19 protein-coding genes and 1 tRNA gene are annotated in these 16,802 nt (G+C 61.9%); 12 read left to right on the top strand and 8 right to left on the bottom strand.

What is annotated here, in order from left to right:
* The first annotated feature begins 15 nt into the window (after window positions 1-15).
* Window positions 16-1,032: a cupin-like domain-containing protein gene (locus tag PQQ51_RS22925; protein WP_408499132.1), complete on the top strand. Its 1,017-nt coding sequence runs from the start codon at window positions 16-18 to the stop codon at window positions 1,030-1,032.
* Window positions 1,033-1,144: 112 nt separating this feature from the next.
* On the opposite strand, the gene PQQ51_RS22930 is transcribed toward PQQ51_RS22925, so the two are convergent.
* Window positions 1,145-2,599, bottom strand: a complete 1,455-nt coding sequence (locus PQQ51_RS22930; protein ID WP_408499133.1) for a collagen-like triple helix repeat-containing protein — start codon at window positions 2,597-2,599, stop codon at window positions 1,145-1,147.
* 260 nt (window positions 2,600-2,859) lie between these two features.
* Window positions 2,860-4,071 (bottom strand): MFS transporter, encoded by a 1,212-nt coding sequence (locus PQQ51_RS22935; protein ID WP_408499134.1) that lies wholly within the window; start codon window positions 4,069-4,071, stop codon window positions 2,860-2,862.
* A gap of 167 nt (window positions 4,072-4,238) precedes the next feature.
* Between PQQ51_RS22935 and PQQ51_RS22940 the strand changes: the two genes are divergently transcribed.
* From PQQ51_RS22940 to PQQ51_RS22950, 3 genes are all read left to right on the top strand, one after another.
* Window positions 4,239-4,907, top strand: a complete 669-nt coding sequence (locus tag PQQ51_RS22940; protein ID WP_408499135.1) for a HugZ family pyridoxamine 5'-phosphate oxidase — start codon at window positions 4,239-4,241, stop codon at window positions 4,905-4,907.
* Window positions 4,908-5,298: 391 nt separating this feature from the next.
* Complete coding sequence (locus tag PQQ51_RS22945) at window positions 5,299-5,604, top strand: H-NS histone family protein (RefSeq protein ID WP_408499136.1); 306 nt, start codon at window positions 5,299-5,301, stop codon at window positions 5,602-5,604.
* Between the two features lie 253 nt (window positions 5,605-5,857).
* Window positions 5,858-7,099: a cation diffusion facilitator family transporter gene (locus PQQ51_RS22950; RefSeq protein ID WP_408499137.1), complete on the top strand. Its 1,242-nt coding sequence runs from the start codon at window positions 5,858-5,860 to the stop codon at window positions 7,097-7,099.
* 36 nt (window positions 7,100-7,135) lie between these two features.
* Here the strand turns inward: PQQ51_RS22950 and PQQ51_RS22955 are convergent, their stop codons facing one another.
* From PQQ51_RS22955 to PQQ51_RS22965, 3 genes are all read right to left on the bottom strand, one after another.
* Window positions 7,136-7,594, bottom strand: coding sequence for an Lrp/AsnC family transcriptional regulator (locus PQQ51_RS22955; RefSeq protein ID WP_012431468.1), 459 nt, complete (start codon window positions 7,592-7,594; stop codon window positions 7,136-7,138).
* Between the two features lie 90 nt (window positions 7,595-7,684).
* Window positions 7,685-8,314, bottom strand: a complete 630-nt coding sequence (locus PQQ51_RS22960; protein ID WP_408499139.1) for a 3'-5' exonuclease family protein — start codon at window positions 8,312-8,314, stop codon at window positions 7,685-7,687.
* On the bottom strand, window positions 8,311-8,955 hold the full coding sequence (locus tag PQQ51_RS22965; RefSeq protein WP_408499140.1) for an MBL fold metallo-hydrolase: 645 nt from the start codon (window positions 8,953-8,955) through the stop codon (window positions 8,311-8,313). Before PQQ51_RS22965 ends, PQQ51_RS22960 begins: the two co-directional genes overlap by 4 nt.
* Before the next feature lie 638 nt (window positions 8,956-9,593).
* Between PQQ51_RS22965 and PQQ51_RS22970 the strand changes: the two genes are divergently transcribed.
* Window positions 9,594-10,199, top strand: a complete 606-nt coding sequence (locus tag PQQ51_RS22970; RefSeq protein WP_408499141.1) for a septal ring lytic transglycosylase RlpA family protein — start codon at window positions 9,594-9,596, stop codon at window positions 10,197-10,199.
* Between the two features lie 190 nt (window positions 10,200-10,389).
* On the opposite strand, the gene rsmI is transcribed toward PQQ51_RS22970, so the two are convergent.
* Window positions 10,390-11,268, bottom strand: a complete 879-nt coding sequence (gene rsmI / locus PQQ51_RS22975; protein WP_408499142.1) for a 16S rRNA (cytidine(1402)-2'-O)-methyltransferase — start codon at window positions 11,266-11,268, stop codon at window positions 10,390-10,392.
* On the opposite strand from rsmI, the gene PQQ51_RS22980 reads away from it, so the two are divergent.
* The 5 genes from PQQ51_RS22980 to PQQ51_RS23000 all read left to right on the top strand — a co-directional run bounded on the left by PQQ51_RS22980 (window position 11,267) and on the right by PQQ51_RS23000 (window position 13,877).
* Window positions 11,267-11,719 (top strand): YraN family protein, encoded by a 453-nt coding sequence (locus PQQ51_RS22980; protein ID WP_408499143.1) that lies wholly within the window; start codon window positions 11,267-11,269, stop codon window positions 11,717-11,719. The two genes, rsmI and PQQ51_RS22980, sit on opposite strands and share 2 nt — an antisense overlap.
* 214 nt (window positions 11,720-11,933) lie before the next feature.
* Window positions 11,934-12,521, top strand: coding sequence for a phosphoheptose isomerase (locus PQQ51_RS22985; RefSeq protein ID WP_408499144.1), 588 nt, complete (start codon window positions 11,934-11,936; stop codon window positions 12,519-12,521).
* A 26-nt stretch (window positions 12,522-12,547) separates the two neighbouring features.
* Window positions 12,548-13,348, top strand: a complete 801-nt coding sequence (locus PQQ51_RS22990; RefSeq protein ID WP_408499145.1) for a BON domain-containing protein — start codon at window positions 12,548-12,550, stop codon at window positions 13,346-13,348.
* A gap of 2 nt (window positions 13,349-13,350) precedes the next feature.
* Window positions 13,351-13,704, top strand: a complete 354-nt coding sequence (locus PQQ51_RS22995; protein WP_408499153.1) for a c-type cytochrome — start codon at window positions 13,351-13,353, stop codon at window positions 13,702-13,704.
* Window positions 13,705-13,801: 97 nt separating this feature from the next.
* Window positions 13,802-13,877: transfer RNA gene (locus tag PQQ51_RS23000), tRNA-Ala, on the top strand.
* Window positions 13,878-14,243: 366 nt separating this feature from the next.
* On the opposite strand, the gene PQQ51_RS23005 is transcribed toward PQQ51_RS23000, so the two are convergent.
* Complete coding sequence (locus tag PQQ51_RS23005) at window positions 14,244-14,771, bottom strand: hypothetical protein (RefSeq protein WP_408499146.1); 528 nt, start codon at window positions 14,769-14,771, stop codon at window positions 14,244-14,246.
* Window positions 14,737-14,871, bottom strand: a complete 135-nt coding sequence (locus PQQ51_RS23010; protein WP_408499147.1) for a recombinase family protein — start codon at window positions 14,869-14,871, stop codon at window positions 14,737-14,739. The genes PQQ51_RS23005 and PQQ51_RS23010 overlap by 35 nt, the downstream gene beginning before the upstream one ends.
* Window positions 14,872-14,966: 95 nt before the next feature.
* Here PQQ51_RS23010 and PQQ51_RS23015 point away from each other — a divergent pair, with 95 nt between their 5' ends.
* Both PQQ51_RS23015 and PQQ51_RS23020 read left to right on the top strand, forming a co-directional pair.
* The gene (locus tag PQQ51_RS23015; RefSeq protein WP_408499148.1) at window positions 14,967-15,803 is read left to right on the top strand and encodes a hypothetical protein; all 837 of its coding nucleotides are present in this window, start codon (window positions 14,967-14,969) and stop codon (window positions 15,801-15,803) included.
* Window positions 15,804-16,291: 488 nt separating this feature from the next.
* Entirely contained in the window at window positions 16,292-16,588 is a 297-nt protein-coding gene (locus tag PQQ51_RS23020) for a hypothetical protein (protein ID WP_408499149.1), read from the top strand.
* The last annotated feature ends 214 nt before the right edge of the window (window positions 16,589-16,802 follow it).

The following is a 16,802-nucleotide window of genomic DNA, read 5'->3' on the forward strand; positions in this document are numbered from 1 at the left end:
GTTCTGGAGAATGCCGTGACCGCTGAGATCCGTTCGTTCGATGACGGCTGGCGCCGCTGGATCGCCGAAAACCTGCTGCTCGATGCGCCGCCGCCCGCGTTGCACGGCGCACTCGTCGGACATGGTTTCGACGCCGCCGAGGCCGCGCGTGAAATCGATACCGCGCTCGCGAGTCCTTATCTGCAAGGTGCTGCGCGTATCCGCAATCGTTTGCGTAAGCGCGACTGGATCCTGTCGGTGTATGGCGCGCTGAACCGCTTGCGCGTCGGCAGCGGTCTGATCGAAAGGCGTGAACGTTTATTGCGCGACGAGTTCTTTGAGCAGTACTACTTTCAGAACCGGCCGGTGATCGTCACCGGCGCGTTCGATTTCTGGCCGGCGCGCGAACAGTGGAACTTCGATTATTTGCGCGAGCGCTGCGGCGATCGCGAAGTAGAAGTGCAATTCGGCCGCGACTCCGACGCGAACTATGAAATCAACCAGCCGAAGCTCAAACGAACGATGCGCTTTGCCGATTATGTCGATCTGGTCGAACGCAGCGGGCCGACCAATGATTTCTACATGACGGCGAATAACACGTCGCACAATCGCGCGGCGCTCGCGGCGTTATGGAACGATGTGCCGGCTATCGGCGAATATCTCGATGCCGCTTCGCCCGATACCGGGTTTTTCTGGATGGGACCGGCCGGAACGAAAACGCCGTTTCACCACGATCTGACCAATAACTTCATGGCACAGGTTATCGGCCGCAAACGGATCAAACTGGTCCCGATGTCGGACACGCGTTATATGGCCAACGATCTGCATTGTTATTCGCAGGTGGACGGCAGCGCGATCGATTACGAACGTTTCCCGTCGATGCGCGACGCGCAGTTGATCGAATGCACGCTCGCGCCTGGTGAATTGCTGTTTTTGCCGATCGGCTGGTGGCATTACGTCGAAGGACTCGATGCTTCAGTGACGATGACCTTCACCAACTTTCTGCAGCGTAACGATTTCTCCTCCCATTACGACACGTATCACGAGTTGTGACGCGAAACGGATGAGGCTATAAAAAAACGGCGAGCCGGTTGACCCGGCTCGCCGCCCCCCTTTCAGCGCGTTTTTTTATTGCGCCGTTATTTGCTGTCGTTATTCGTGTTCGTTACTTCCTGGTCGTCAGTGCGCCGAGGCCGCCGAGCAGGCCGCCGCCGGTCGAACCGCCGGCAGAGCCGGCCGCGCCCGTCAACGTGCCGGTCACCGTATTCAACAGGCCGGTGATCGGCGAGAGCGGATTGCCGGTCCCGCTGCTTCCCGAACCCGAACCGGCGGCTGAGCCGAGTGCGCCCGTCAGCGTCGACACGACGGACGTTACCGGTGCCAGCGGACTGCTGCCGCCGCCGGCCGCACCGCTCAGCGCGCCGGTGACCGTACCCACCACGCCGGTCAACGGCGCGAGCGGGTTGCCCGAGCCGCCGGCCGCGCCGCCGAGCGTGCCCGTCAGCGTGCTGATGACGTTGGTCAACGGCGCCAGCGGGCCGGAGCCGCTGCCGCCCGTCAGACCGCCGCTCAGCGTGCCGGGCAGCGCGGTGAGAATGTTCGTCAGCGGGGCGAGCGGGTTGCCCGACGTACCGCCGCTGCCGCCCGGATTGAGGATGCCGGTCAGGCCGCCCAGCGGATTGCCGCTACCCGACCCGCCTGCGGTCAATAGCCCGCCGGCCGAGGTGACGGTGTCGCCGAGCTTCGTGACGACGTTGCCGAGGCCCTGGCCGATCGGATTGCCGGTGGCGCTGCCCACCTGGCTGCCCGCGGTGCCGAGCCCGTGGCCGATGGTCGAAAGCAGGCCGTTTAGCGGCGCGCCGAGGCCGGTCGTGTCGCCGACGGTTTGGGTCGTCTGCGCGAGGGTGGTCGTGATCGGCGTGATCGCGGTGCTGACCGTTTGCGTAACCTGCTGGATCGGGCCGTTCGTCAATGTCGAGCCGAGTTGCGTGCCGAGGCCGCTGACCGCATTGCCGAGCGTCGACACGGTGCTGCCGAGCGGTGTGGTCAACGGGCTGAGCGGCGCGGTCGGGCCGCTGCCGAGGCTCGTCACGAGCTGGCCCGCGCTATTGACGGCTTGCCCCGCGCTATAGACCAGGTTGCCGCTGCTCGCGAGCGTCGTGCCGAGTGGATCGGTGGAATTGCCGAGCTGGCCGAGGCCGTTCGCGACACCGGTGCCGAGCGCGGTTACGCCACTGCCGAGATTCGACACGACGCCGCCGAGCGCGGTGGTGGTCGCCGCGTTGGCGCCGGGGATCGGCGTGAGCGCGATCTGGTTGCCGATCGCCGAGACGGTCTTGCCGGTCGCGGTGACGACATTGCCGGCGTTTTGCGCGACGACGCCGATCGGATTGGCGCTGGTGGGCGTCGGGGTGGGCGTCGGGGTCGGCGTGGGCGTGGGCGTTGGGGTCGGCGTCGGAGTGGGTGTCGGCGTCGGAGTCGGCGTGGGTGTCGGTGTGCCGGCGCCCGAGCCGCTGCCAAGGCCTTTACTTGGTACGGTCAACGTGCTGCCGCATCCTGTCAGTGCGATCATCGAGGCGACGCACATGGCGCTCGCCGAGAGTTTGAAATTGCGGTTCATGGTCTTGCTCCCCCGTAGTTTTGGAAATTGCTGGGGGACTAACTGCAAGGCCTATGCCATTTTTGTGGGCACTCAGTGCTGGATGGATAAGTCTAACGAAATCAATTGGTTACGATAAGAGAAGGCAACCAGCGAAGGAACCGCCTGGAGGAATGTGGCGCGGAACACGTCGAGTGTGCCGCGCGTGCGTAACGTAACGTAAGCTCGCGGGTTTTCGTATTGCGCGACATACGCCGACGCAGCGTCGGCGCGCTCCGCCGTCAGATGTTCAAACGCCGCAGCACCTTCGGGCCGGCGAGCGCGATCAACGCCGAACACACGGCCACCACGGACAAACCGATCGGCAAGCTGGTCATCTGAGCGACCACGCCGATGATCACCGGCCCGAGCAGCAACCCGAAGTACGCGAGCCCGGCGACATGCGCGAGCCCTTCGGCCGCATGGATTCCTTTGACGTTCTCCGCCGCCGCGAACAGCACCGGCATCATGTTCGCGAGTCCGAGGCCCATCAGCGCGAAGCCGATCAACGCGGCGACCGCGTTCGGCAGCAATAGCGCGCCGACCATCCCCGCACACGCGAGCGACGCACTGGCCATCACCAGTTGCGGCGCGCCGAAGCGGGCGCGCACGGCATCGCCGGCAAAGCGCGCCGCGGCCATGCCAGCCGAAAAGGCCGCGTAGGCCGCGCTCGCGAGAGCGGGCGTCGCGAGCACCACGTCGCGCATATAGACGGTGGCCCAGTCGTACATCGCGCCTTCCGCAATCAGCGCGACAAGCGCCACTGCGCCGAGCGCCCACAAGGCCGGCGAACGCCAGCGATTGGCGCGCGGCGTGGCGGCATCCGGATGCTCGGCGTGCGGCACGTGCGGCAGCACGGACGGACAGGCGGCGACCAGCACCAGCGCGCTGAGCACGGCCGCCAGCGTCAGATGCACGGCCGGCGCCATACCGCGCGACAGCAGCGCGCCGCCGACCGCCGCTCCGGTCATCCCGCCGACGCTGAACATTCCATGCAGCGACGACATGATCGGCTTGTCGAGCGCCTTTTCGATCGCGTTGGCCTCCGCGTTCATCGCGACATCGAGCGTGGCCATGCCCGCGCCGAAAGCGGCCAGCACGACCAGCAACATCCAGTAATCCGGCACGACCAGAATCAGCGCCGCGCACACAGACATCACGAGACCGCCCGTTAGACACGCGCGGCGTGTGCCGACTCGAGCGATCCACGACGCATTCGCCGCCATTGCGCCGATCGACCCGACGGCCACCGCGAAGAGCGCGAACGACAACATCGCGGCGTTCAGATGGAAGCGGTCGCGCACGGTCGGCACATGCACCCCCCACGACGCGTACATCATGCCGGCGATGAAAAACACCGCCATCGTGGCAAAGCGGGCGCGTTGCCGCGCGGTGTCGGAGAGATCGCGGTGAGCGGCGGGGAGCAGATCGAATTCGGAGGGGCGGTCGGACACGGAAATCTCGAGAGGGGCGTACGCAGAAGAAAGCGTGTTGAAAGCGAATGGCCGATTCTAACCAGGCGTGCTGCCTCGTGCTTGGCGCGCGCCCGTGCAGCGCTTACGATTGTCCGGCCGCGCGGCGCTCCGGCCGCCAGCCATCCGCTCTATCGAGGAACGCGCCCGTGAAGATTCCCGCTCACGCTCCGCTGCATCTGCTGCATATGACCGCAACCGGCACGCTGGCTACGCACGCGCGCCAGCCGGAAGGTTTCCCGTATCCGTCGATGCTGCCGTTCGCGCCGGACGCGCGGCATCGCCCGACCATTCTGATCAGCCGCCTTGCCGAACACACGCACAACCTGCATGCCGATCCCCGCGCGGGTTTTCTCGCCGTCGACACGCCAGACGACGACGTGTTGAGCGGCCAGCGCGTCACGTTGCTCGGCCGCTTCGAGCCGGTCGACTCCTCGCCCGAGGTTGTACATCGCTATCTGCGCTATCACCCGGATGCAGAGCGTTATCTGGTGCTCGGCGATTTCACGTTCTGGACGATGACACTCGAGCGGCTGCGTTATATCGGCGGCTTTGGCGCAATGGGCTGGCTCGACGGCGCAGAACTCGATCCGCTGCCGCCGCTCGGCTTTGATGAAGAAAATGAATTGATCGCCATGCTCGAAAAGCAGCCGGGCGTTGGCGACAAACTCCAGTTCCTGGGCGTCGATCGATATGGCGTCGATCTGAAAATCGACGGCGCGCGTAGCCGGTTTCACTTCGACAGCGCCAAACTCAATACTGAAACCTTGCATGCAGCGCTAGAAGATTGCATCACGGCGCATGCAAATCGGGTTTGATTTGCCGTTCGGGCAAACCCTTTATCTCATTAACAGCATGACGCCGTATCGGCAATATGCTCTGATGTTTCATAACAAAGCTCTCATGCCGTGAAATGATTGGGGGAAATACTGAGTGTAAATATCATTTTTCGCCAGACAATATCAAAATGTTCGATTCGAACAACTCTGTTTTTCAGCGAAATGCGAAATAAGCTAGTTGAAAGGATGGGCATAACTCAGTGTCTCGCGTGAAATTTTTTGAAACGTATCGCAATTAAATTTGCGAATGCGCTTTTGTAGTCTTTCTATTCTGTGTTAATCTCGCCATCAAATTCCGAGGCATGAACACCTTCAAAGGGCAAGCTGGCTTAAGACTGGCAGTCATTTATCCAAACCACCAAGGGAACCTATGTCTTCCTACAAGGAACTACTCGCCCAGCGCGAGAAGCTTGAAAAGCAGATCGAAGAAGCAAAGTCGCGCGAATACGCTGAAGTCCTGAATGAGATCAAGCAGAAAATGGCCGACTACGGCATTACGCTGAGCGAACTCGGCGGTGGCCGTGCGGCAAAAGGCGCTAAGGCCGCTGGCCGTCCGCGCGCGGGTGTCGCACCGAAATATCGCGACCCGGATAGCGGTAGCACGTGGTCCGGTCGTGGCAAGCCGCCGCGCTGGATCGCCGGTCTGGATCGCGAAAAGTTTCTGATCGAGAAGTAATACCCGGCATCGGCTGCCCTAATCGGGGCGCCGCTGTTGACGAAAAAAACCGCGCACCGCAAAGGGCGCGGTTTTTTATTGTCCTGACAAATTTATAGGGTATTTTGTCGCTGGCGGTCCGGCTGAGTGGAACGCGAATGCTTTTCGTTTGTATAAGCGACTGATTTGAAAGGAAAATTTTAAAGGGCGCTCAGCGCTTTTCGAGTTGCGCCGGGTAGAATGCGCACATTGAACTTTTTATCCTGTCTCTGCGATGCCCTCCGCCGCCGCCCTTCAGTCAACCGAGAAACACCGCGTTGCGCGCAATAGTACCTTTGTCAGTATCGCGCTCAATACGGTGTTGATGACGCTGCAAATCGTCATCGGCGTGTTTGCGCATTCTCAGGCACTGGTCGCGGACGGCGTCCATTCGCTGGCCGACCTGATTTCCGATTTTGTCGTGTTGATCGCCAATCGACATAGCGGCGCCGAACCCGATGCGGATCACAACTACGGCCATAGCCGTTACGAAAACGTCGCTTCGTTATTTCTTGGCGCGCTGCTGATCGTCGTCGGCATCGGAATGCTGTGGCGCGCGGGCACGCGTCTCGCCGATCTGCAAGATATCCCCGCCGTGCATATGAGCGCGCTGGCCGTCGCCGCGCTGGTGCTGGTGTCGAAGGAGAGCCTGTTTCGCTACATGCTGCGCGAAGCACAGCGCGTGCGTTCGGCGATGTTGATCGCCAATGCGTGGCATGCGCGCTCGGACGCGGCGTCGTCGCTGGTGGTGGCGATCGGCATCGTCGGCAGTCTTGCCGGCGTGCGTCTGCTCGACCCGATTGCCGCGGCGATCGTCGGCTTCATGGTCGCGCGCATGGGCTGGATGTTCGGCTGGGACGCGCTTCAAGACCTGTCGGACCGGGCACTCGACGAAACCGCCGCCGCCGACGTGCGCGCGCTGCTGCTGTCGACCCCCGGCGTGCGCGAAGTGCACCAACTGCGCACTCGCAAGATGGGCGATTTTGCGCTGGTGGACGCGCACATTCTGGTCGACCCGCTGATCTCGGTATCGGAAGGGCACTACATTGCCGAGTCCGCACGGATGCGCGCGCTCACCGACAACCGGGTGCTCGACGCGCTGATCCATGTCGACCCGGAAAGCGACGCGCTCGCCCGGCCGCTCGTCAACCTGCCGACGCGCAAACGCGTGCTGGCGGAAGTGAAAGCCGCGTTTGGTTCGGGCGGAATGAAGATCGCGTCGGTAAATATCCATTACCTGAGCACGGGACTCGATGTCGAGGTGATCCTGCCGGCAACTGCGGATGCGCCGATTCGTGAAACCGATGCGCGCAGGCTCGAGCGAGTCGATCTGGATGCGCTGCGGCGCCGCCTCGGCGCCCGCAAACTCGAGGTGCTGCGTGCGTTGGAGGCACGCCCGGGCGAGGCCGGCGGCGCGTCGCAGACGGACGCCGACAACACGCATGTCGACCCGGCACCGCGATACAACAGCAACTGATTTCACGAACCCCGCGCTCACGCGCAGCGCGTGGAATCACAGCGGCAATTGCGTATCGAATTTGATTTCGCGCAGCACGACACTCGTGCGCACTTGCGCGACAGCCGGGATCTTGAAGATGCGTTCGTGCAGAAAGCTGTCGTACGCCTTGATGTCCGGCGCGACGATCTTGAGGATGTAGTCGGATTCGCCGGTCGTGCTGTAGCACTCGGTGACCTCCGGACACGTGGCGATTTCGCGCTCGAACTGTTCGACGCCGCCTTCGGTGTGGCGGGTCAGATGGATATGGGCGAGCGCGCAGACATGCAGCCCGAGTTTTTCCCGGTCGAGCAACGCCGTGTAGCGCTGGATCACCCCCGACTGCTCCATGTCCTTGATGCGCCGCCAGCATGGCGTGCTCGACAGCCCGACCTGGTCGGAGATTTCTTGCACGGAGCGGCGTGCGTCGAGCTGCAGTAGGCGCAGGATTTTTTGAGAGAAGGTATCGAGTGTCAACTGCGCCTCCGTTGGCGTCGCCGTATCAACGCATGGTAGAGGGCGCGAAAACGAAACGCAATGTATAACGGCTTAGTCGAGGGAGATTACCTAATTTGCCGGTTCCTCAGCGGCGTTTTGTCCTGAGCCGTCCCCATCTTTACCGGCGGCCAACGTGATGGCCTGAGCCGCGCGCAGGTCTTTGAGCATGTTGCAGAAGAGCGCGCCCTGTTCGATCGCGTCGTCGAGCGCGACGTGTGTGTGCGGATGCTCGTCGAACCAATGTTTCGGGAAGCGCGGCTTGATGTTCTTGCGGTACGGCAGGCCGGTCATCGCGAACGCGAGCGTCTTGATGTCGAGCGCCGACCATGAAAACGGACAGCGGCCGACGAAGCGCATCATGTACCAGAACATGTAAGTGAAATCGAAGCCGGCCGGCATCGCGACGAACACGGGTTTGCCGGGCAGCGCCTCGACCCAGTCGACGTAGGCCGTCAACGCGGCCAGCGGCTGCTGCAGATCCTTGCGACACGCTTCCCAGGCTTCGGGCTGCGTTTTCCACCATGCCTCCTGCACCGGGTGCGCGGTGGCGCCGTCGAGCAGCTCGAGGTTCGCCGAGAAAGTGGCGATCAACTGTTTGTCTTCCGTATAGGCGGCGGAGGCGAAACTGAGCATCGAATGCGGGCCGGGAATCGGGCCGTCCGCTTCGACATCCGTGCTCACGTAGATTTCGCTGCTCATGCTGCGACTCCGTCGGCAACGTACGGATTCGAACGGCGCTCGGCGCCGAACGTCGACGTAGGACCGTGGCCCGGAACGAAGGTGACGTCGTCGCCGAGCGGCCAGAGTTTTTCGCGGATCGAGCGCACCAGGTCGGCGTGATTGCCGCGCGGAAAATCGGTGCGGCCGATCGAGCCGGCGAACAGCACGTCGCCCACCAGCGCGAGCCGGTGTGCACGGCTGAAGAACACCACGTGCCCCGGCGTGTGCCCGGGGCAGTGATAAACCTCGAGGGTTTCGTCGCCGAATTGCACGGTGTCGCCGGTGTCGAGCCAGCGGTCCGGCTCGAACGCTTCGGCCGCGGGGAAACCGAAACGGGTGCTTTGATCCGGCAGCTTGTCGAGCCAGAAGCGTTCGTCCGCATGCGGACCTTCGATCGGCACGCCGTAATGCGTGGCGAGCGTCCTTGCGCCGGCGCAGTGGTCGATGTGGCCGTGCGTCAGAAAAACTTTTTCGACCGTCACGTTCTGGCGCGCGACTTCGCCCTGAATGACGTCGAGGTCGCCGCCGGGATCGACGACCGCCGCGCGTCCGGTCGCCTCGCAAACGAGCAGCGAGCTGTTCTGCTGAAACGGCGTGACGGGGATCAGGGTGACTTTCATGGAGGAGGGCGCCGCTGGAAAAACGTTGATTGTACCGGCGTCTCGCCGACGCCCGTCGAGGCCGCCGGAAGCCCGCTGCGAGGGGCTGTCGCCTGCCTATTCTTGCAGCACTTGTGAAAATTCATCAAGGTTTTCAGTCGCTTGCCATCCCAAAAATTTGTTTTGGGTATAATGCCGCTCATACACAGGTCACTGTGTTGCCACAAGGCGATGCGTCCCCATCACAAATGGGAGCGCGGATCGCCACTCAAGTAAGGGCTGCTGCGGTTGTCGGCAGCCATCAAGTATCGATTACGTTCGATGCACACGTCTTACCCAGCCAGGCGCCGCGCGCCTGCAACGGACTTAACTGCCGTGACGCTGGGTGGGGCCTACGCCGCCGTTCCTGTGCGCTGAGTTGCGCGCGCAAGAACGTGTTTGCCACGTTCGATGGCGGCATGTGGGGTCTGGTCAGGCTGCCGGGGACAGGTTGCGCCAGACGTGAAAATTAACCGTGCGGTAGCGGCTGAATGAGCCGCGTCCGGGCTTCTACGTTCTGCGCTGACCTGCGCGGCGCGTTGTCGTCCCTTACCGCCGGAGTCGCAGGCAACACGCTCAACTTTCGCGTGATGCGGCTCGACAATGTGATTGCACGTCTTATGAAAACTCGGTTATTCCGTGGTCTGGGGACTCTTTTTGCCTTTTTTGTGCTGGCCGGCTGCGCCACGCCTCCGGGCGCAAGCAGCACGTCCGACAGCGGTGCGCCGCTGAGCACGAAAGCCGCGCAGGCGGGTACCTTCGGACCACAGTCCTTCGGTAGCGCGCCGGCTTCCGGCGTAGCCGCCAAGGGCACGCCGCTGGCCGATGCGCAGCCGCTCACTGACGACACTTCCGGCGTTTCGGACTTTCGTCAAACGGGTCGCGCGTCGTGGTACGGCCGCGGCTTCCACGGCCACCGCACCGCCAATGGCGAGCGTTACGACATGCACGCGCTCACTGCGGCGCACCGTACGCTGCCGCTCGGCTCGTATGTGCGGGTGACCAATCCGGCCACTTCGCGCTCGGTCGTCGTGCGTATCAACGACCGTGGTCCTTATGCGCGCGGTCGGGTGATCGATCTGTCGATGGCCGCCGCGAGCGTGCTCGACATGCGCCACGCCGGCACTGCGCGTGTGCAGATCGAAGGTCTGACGCAACAGGAAGCGCGCGCTGCATTGCGTGACGAAACGCTGGCAATGAATTCAGGATCGAGCGCGGAAAAGTGATCTCGGTCTGATCTGATGACGGCTGCGCGAGCGGGTGCGCAGTGTTTGATGCGTGCTCGTGAAGCCAGGCTATTTGCATGACGGTGGCGCGGGCATACGCACAGGTGCCCAGTTGCCCTCACTCGCCGCTGTACTCGCCTCAAAAGCAAAGGGCCGCTTCGCGCGGCCCTTTGCTTTTTGCAGGTCGGTTTTATTCTTCGTCTTTCTTCAGTGTCAATGCGCGCGTGTACAGCGCGTTACGCGACGCTCCGGTGATCGCCGCCGCGACCTTCGCCGCACTGCTCACCGTCAATTCTTCCAGCAGGATGCCCAGCAGCGCGTCGTGATCGTGCTCGCCTGCGGTTTCCGGCTGCGCGCCTTCCACGACAAGAACGAACTCGCCGCGTTGCCGGTTTGGATCGGCGGCGAGCCACGTTGGCCCTTCGGCCAGGGTGCCGCGATGCAGCGCTTCGTGTAACTTCGTCAATTCCCGCGCGATCAGCAGCTTGCGCTCGCCGCCGAACGCGTCGGCCAATGCCTGTACCGTTTCGACAATACGATGCGGCGCTTCGTAGAACACCATCGCGTGCGGATGGTTGGCGAGGCTTTGCAGTGTCGCGGCGCGTGCTTTCGGTTTGGGTGGCAGGAAGCCGAGAAACGAGAACGTCGCGACCCAATCGCCGGCCGCGCTTAGCGCGGTCGCGAGCGCGCTCGCACCTGGCAACGGGATCACCGGGAAGCCTGCATCGCGCACCGCGTCGACGAGTTTCGCGCCGGGGTCCGAGATGCCGGGCGTGCCCGCATCCGATACGTAGGCCACGCGCTCGCCCGCGTGCAGATGTTCGATCAGGCGCAGCGCCGCTTCCCGCTCGTTGTGCTGATGAACTGCGACGAGCGGCTTCGAGATGCCGTAACGCGCGAGCAATTGACCGGTGTTGCGGGTGTCTTCGGCGGCGATGCGGTCCACCAGTCCGAGTACATGCAGCGCGCGCAGCGTCACGTCGGCGACGTTGCCGATCGGCGTGGCCACCACATACAACGCGGCAGCGGGGTACTGCTGCCCTTGCGCGAGTTCGGAGAGAGGAGTCATGAGGCAGAAGACGCAGACAGACAGAACAAGGCCGCCATTGTGCCACGCAGCGCCGGACGCGCTACCGCACAACTTTTCGGGACCGACCGGGTCCAAACTCGTCGGCGAAGCGTTCGAAACGCGCGCGCTGGAGTTCCTGCAGCGCCAGCGTTTGCGCTTCGTCGCGCGCAATGTGTCGTGCCGCGGCGGCGAGATCGACCTGGTGATGCGGGAGCGTGACGGCGCACTGGTGTTCGTCGAAGTTCGTGCGCGGGCGCAGCGGCGTTACGGCGGCGCGGCGGCCAGTGTCGGGTGGCAGAAGAAGCTGCGCATCGTGCGCGCCGCGCGGCACTATCTGGCGGCGCGCAGCCGTGATTCGCGCGACGAACCCGCGTGCCGTTTCGACGTGATTGCGTTCGAGGCCGGCCGCCTCGTGTGGCTGCGCGATGCGTTTCGCGCCGACGAAGTCTGATACGGCGCGCGGAGAACGCGTGTGAGTGCGATAAACTTGCGCTCGCGTGCGGGCCGCGAGAGCAGCGTCGGCAACACAGCAAGCGGGGCGACCTGCCAGTTTTCGCGGATGCACTCTGCTGCCGGCGAGCTTGACCGGGCAGCGCGACTTCGCAATACGACTTCACAACAGGGCCGCGCGTTGCGGTCCATTCGCGGTAGAAGATAGAGACTCGATGTCAGTCGAACGCATTCAACAACACTTCCGCGACAGCGCGGCGGTCAAACTCGAAGCTCTGGAAACATTGTCGATGCCGATTGCCGCAGCGATCGACACGATGTTCGCCGCGCTTGCCAACGGCAATCGCATTCTCGCGTGCGGCAACGGCGGTTCGGCTGCACAGGCGCAGCATTTTGCCGCCTCATTGATTGGCCGCCTCGAACGTGAGCGGCCGGGTTTGCCGGCGATCGCGCTGAGTCCCGATACGTCCGTGCTCACCGCCCTCGCCAGCGACGATTCGTTCGAACAGATTTACTCGAAGCAGGTGTGGGCGCTGGGGCAGCCGGGCGACGTGCTGCTCGCGCTCAGCACGTCCGGCGATTCGGCCAACGTGCTCGCCGCGGTCGAAGCCGCGCATGAGCGCGAGATGATCGTGATCGCGTTGAGCGGCAAGGGCGGCGGTCGTCTGCAGGAAGTACTGAGCGATACCGACATTCACGTGTGCGTGCCGTCGGATCGGACGGTGCGCACGCTCGAAGTTCATTTGCTGACCATCCATTGTCTGTGCGACGGCATCGATGCCATGTTGCTGGGCGAAGACTGAGATTGATTCCGAAGGAGAGCTAGTTGATGAGCGTATTCCGCGTCAAGAAGACACTGGTAAGAACCGTGCTGGTGGTCGGGTTCGCGGCGGGACTGTCCGCGACATTGCAGGGCTGCTTTCTCGCCGTGGCCGGCGCGGCAGCGGGCGGCGGCGCGCTGGTCGCGACCGACCGTCGCACGCTCGGCGCGCAGACGGAGGATCGCGAGCTGCAGGTCAAGGCGCTCTCGCAGATCAGCCAGAATCTGCCCGACTCCGCGCATGTGAACGTGGCGGTGTTCAACCGGCGCGTGTTGCTGACCGGCGAAGTCGCGGGCGACGCGTCGAAGCAGCGGGCCGAGACCATCGTGCGTGGCCTGAACAACGTGAATACGATCGTCAACGAACTGGCGATCATGCCGGCCAGCTCGTTTTCGTCGCGTACCAACGATACCTATCTCGAGACGCGCGTGAAGAGCGCGCTGATCGCCGAGAAGAACATTTCGGCGAACAACTTCAAGGTGGTGTCCGAGCGGGGCTCGGTGTACCTGATGGGTCTGGTCACGATGGATGAAGGCAATCGCGGCGCGGATGTCGCGAGCCGGGTGCCTGGCGTCACGCAGGTTGTGAAGGTGTTCCAGTACATCCAGCCGCAGGAAGCAGCGGCAGCCGCCGCTGCTGCTGCGACGCCGCCGGTTGCCGCGTCGTCGTCGGAGCCGGACGCTAGCGCGCCGACGGTGGGCGCGATTCCTGACTCGTCGGTGAGCGCGCGACCGCTCGATCAGCAGGCGCCGGCGCCCGTCACCAACTCGAACTCGGTGCATCCGGGCAATCCTAAGGCGACGCCATGAAGATGAAGGGGGCGTCGGCGGTTTTTATCGGTTTGGCGTTGACGGTGGGCGTGGTGACGGGTGGGTTTGCGTCGGTCGCGCAAGCGGCGGATGCGGAGCGTGCGCAGGCCATCGCCAGCTCGAATGCGTGTATGGGGTGTCACGCGGTGGATCGGAAACTGGTCGGGCCGTCGTTCCAGCAGATCGCCGCGAAGTACAAGGGCGATGCGCAAGCGCCGGCGAAATTGGCGCGTAAGGTGAAGGACGGCGGGTCTGGCGTGTGGGGGATGATTCCGATGCCCGCGCATCAATCGATGAGCGACGCGGATATCCGGACCGTGGTGGATTGGGTGCTGGCGGGCGCGCCGCCGAAGTGAGGGTTTTGTTGGTTTTACTGCGCGTTTTGCCGGCGGTTTTGCTGGGCTTGGGGGCTTGGCAAAAGGTAAAAACCTTGTGCTAGAATCGTTGGACGTTGGGGGGGTAGCTCAGCTGGGAGAGCGTCGCGTTCGCAATGCGAAGGTCGGGAGTTCGATCCTCCTCTCCTCCACCAATAAAATCAAAGGGTTGCGGCTGAATTGCCTGCAACCCTTTTTTGTTTATGTAGCGTGTGTAACCGCTGTGTAACCGAATTTGATCCACCTCGGCCCATCTCATTCCATCCGGCAGGACCGGTCGAAAAACATTTGTGCATGCGCCGAAGTCATAGCGGACGTCTTCGTGGGCCATGCTCGAGAGCGGTTGCGGCAACGCGCAATATCAATAATCCGATGGTGCTGGAACTCTATACGAAGGCGTCATCCAGCGCGAAACTGAGCTAAGCACGTACGATGCGTGATGTCCGAGCCATCGTCGACGCCGGGTGTCTTGGTTGATCAACTACGTGACCGCGCCGCGATTCGTTCTCTTGCCATCTTGTTCAGCGATTTCTGAGTCCTTCAGCTCGACCCTTGACGAACACCCGATATATCCGGCGCACCGTTTCGGTCTCCTCGATCGGACCACGTACGAGGATCACGCGGTCGGTTTGGATGGTCGTGTGCTCACCGGGCTTCCGTTTTCCTTTGTGGTCGACCAACATGCGGCGCAGACTGTATCCAGTCGGGCCACCCTGCTGCACGCCGGTTCGGATTAGCCGCATCTGGCCGGCATGCAACTTTACGCTCAGCTTGCGACTGTATTCGCCAACCATCGTGCGCTTCACGTTCTTGATGACGCTGCGCTTCCCTAATTCTCGAACTGCTCGGCGCAATACAGCACGCGCACCCGGGCCTGCTTGCAGTGAATTTCGTAGCTGGCGCTTTCGTGAGAGTCCTGGAATCACTCCCACCGGCTCACGTCGTAGACGATGGATGACGGAATACTCGGCCTCTCCCAATTCGACATCCCGCAGCAACGCCTTCAGTTCGATCTCAGCCTCCGAGCCGTAGCCCGCTTTTCCCCTCATCGGCATATTCCTTAACGATCTCTAGGTCGCGCGACGTCGCCAAACGCAAAATCACATCCCGATGGTTTTCCGTCGAGTAATGCTGGTGCTCCGTTGACATGCGCACGTAAGCAGTAGCGCGTTCCGTTCCTCCCCACTAGCATCGACGGTAGCGTCGACGTAACCTAGGAGTCTGCTCGATCTAAGGGAATGCGCATGGCTATTGTCACGATCATGAATGTATCCGATGACGTAATTTCGGATTGTCTCAAACTCAACGCGTGGACTCCGATCACAGGATCACTTTTGGTCTGTGGCCTGAGTCCGTACTCCAGCGACGGTCCGATTGATGAAGCCCGTTGTAAAGAATTGAGCCGCGGTATGCACCAATATGCGAAGCCTTTGCGTATCGCTGCATTGTGGCGTAGTCAGATCAGCGCCGGCGAATTGGTGCGACCGCATGACTTCCTGTCGTGGTGCAAATATCGCAATATCCACGAGATTGATGGATTTCTCGAGCGGGTAAGAGTGGCCGCGCCTTGGTTCAAGCCCGAGCGGATCTTGGCCTCGGGAAATTTACAGCGCACCGCAACAGTTCGCGATATTGGCGATCGGTCTTGGGGCGTTCCAACGATTCCTGATGCTTCGGAGCCGTCGCAATCGGCTCCGAGTGGGATAAGTGCTGTTCCTAATCAGCCAGGCGGCCGTGGGATACAACAAAAAAAGACAGGGGGAAAGTCCGACCACGCCTTGGCAGCGTTAATCGAACAAGCCCAGAACGATACGTCGCCTCCAAAATCCGTGAGACTCGTCTACGACACGCTGGTCGAGTACGCAAATCGAGACGAGCCGCCCTCGCCGATCGAAGCCTTCGTCCCTGGTCGAGGGAACGAGTCAGGTATCAAGTATCGCATCGGCTCTGAACATCGATATTTCAGCTTGGGCGCGCTCCGTAGCTACTATTACAGGCAAGGTCTGGACGTGAAAACTAGCCTCCCGGCTGAGAAGCGGGACTCGGAAATTAGCACTGGAAGGCCTTTCGCATCGGCATAGTCGGCGAAACCTGCGTTCGCCGATGTACGTACGTATACGCGCGTGTACGCCCGCTGGGCAGAATCCGCAGGTTGACTTACCTTTCCTCTTAAGCGATTCGCGTGCAGCGGTGACGATCCGCAGAGATAGATCGTCGGCAAGCATGCGGCGCGAGTGCCTCGTTCTTTTACAACTTGGGAGGTAAGGCCTATGGCCCTTCAAAACTCTTTGAAGGCGGTCGCTTCCGATCGCCCTCAATTTGCTGCGAGCCCAGTGCATCCGCCACTGGGGTATTTCACCGATCTGCCTACGCATGTATCCACCGAAGTAGCAGCTCGGATCCTGTTTGTGGAGCCGGCCACGCTCAGAAAAAATCACAGCCAAAAAGGTGAGTACGGAGGAATTCGGCCCGTCCGACTTCCATCGCGCAAGCTGGCTTGGCCCCTCGACGAACTGAAGAAGCTTCTCGAATCATCACACATCACTTCGATGGTTGCGAGGGTGCCAGCATGAACATCCACGTAACGCCCATGGATGAACACGACGATGCTTTCGACATCGAGCGAGCCCGTGAGGCACTGAGGGCGCTCAAGCCCAATGCGCAACAGCAGAAACAGGCTCGCTTCGCGGATTTGTTGCCCGAAATCAAGGCGGCAGTTGAACGTCGGGTACCGGTGAAGCAGATTCTTGCCACGCTGGAAACCCTTGGTCTGAAGCTGAGTCCCGCCGGCTTCAAGAAGCTGTATGAGGATGTCTCTGGCGACTCGTCCGGCGATGACTCTTCGTCAAGTTCCGTCACTATCTGAAGTGTAGTTGCTGGCACGGCAGCCGCCGTGCCAGCTTTATGCCGTCGCGATTCAGTATGGCTGATCGCGGTGGAGTTCATACAACCTATAACTGCACATCAAGATTCGCACCCAGTATCGAGTGCGGAGTCAATTAGCTTAATTGAAAATAATTTAGGAATACATAATTGTGTATAAAATTTCATATCTCTTCAAGAATTTCGATAATCTGGAT

Source organism: Paraburkholderia xenovorans (assembly GCF_046030735.1).
GTDB classification, from domain to species: Bacteria; Pseudomonadota; Gammaproteobacteria; order Burkholderiales; family Burkholderiaceae; genus Paraburkholderia; species Paraburkholderia xenovorans_A.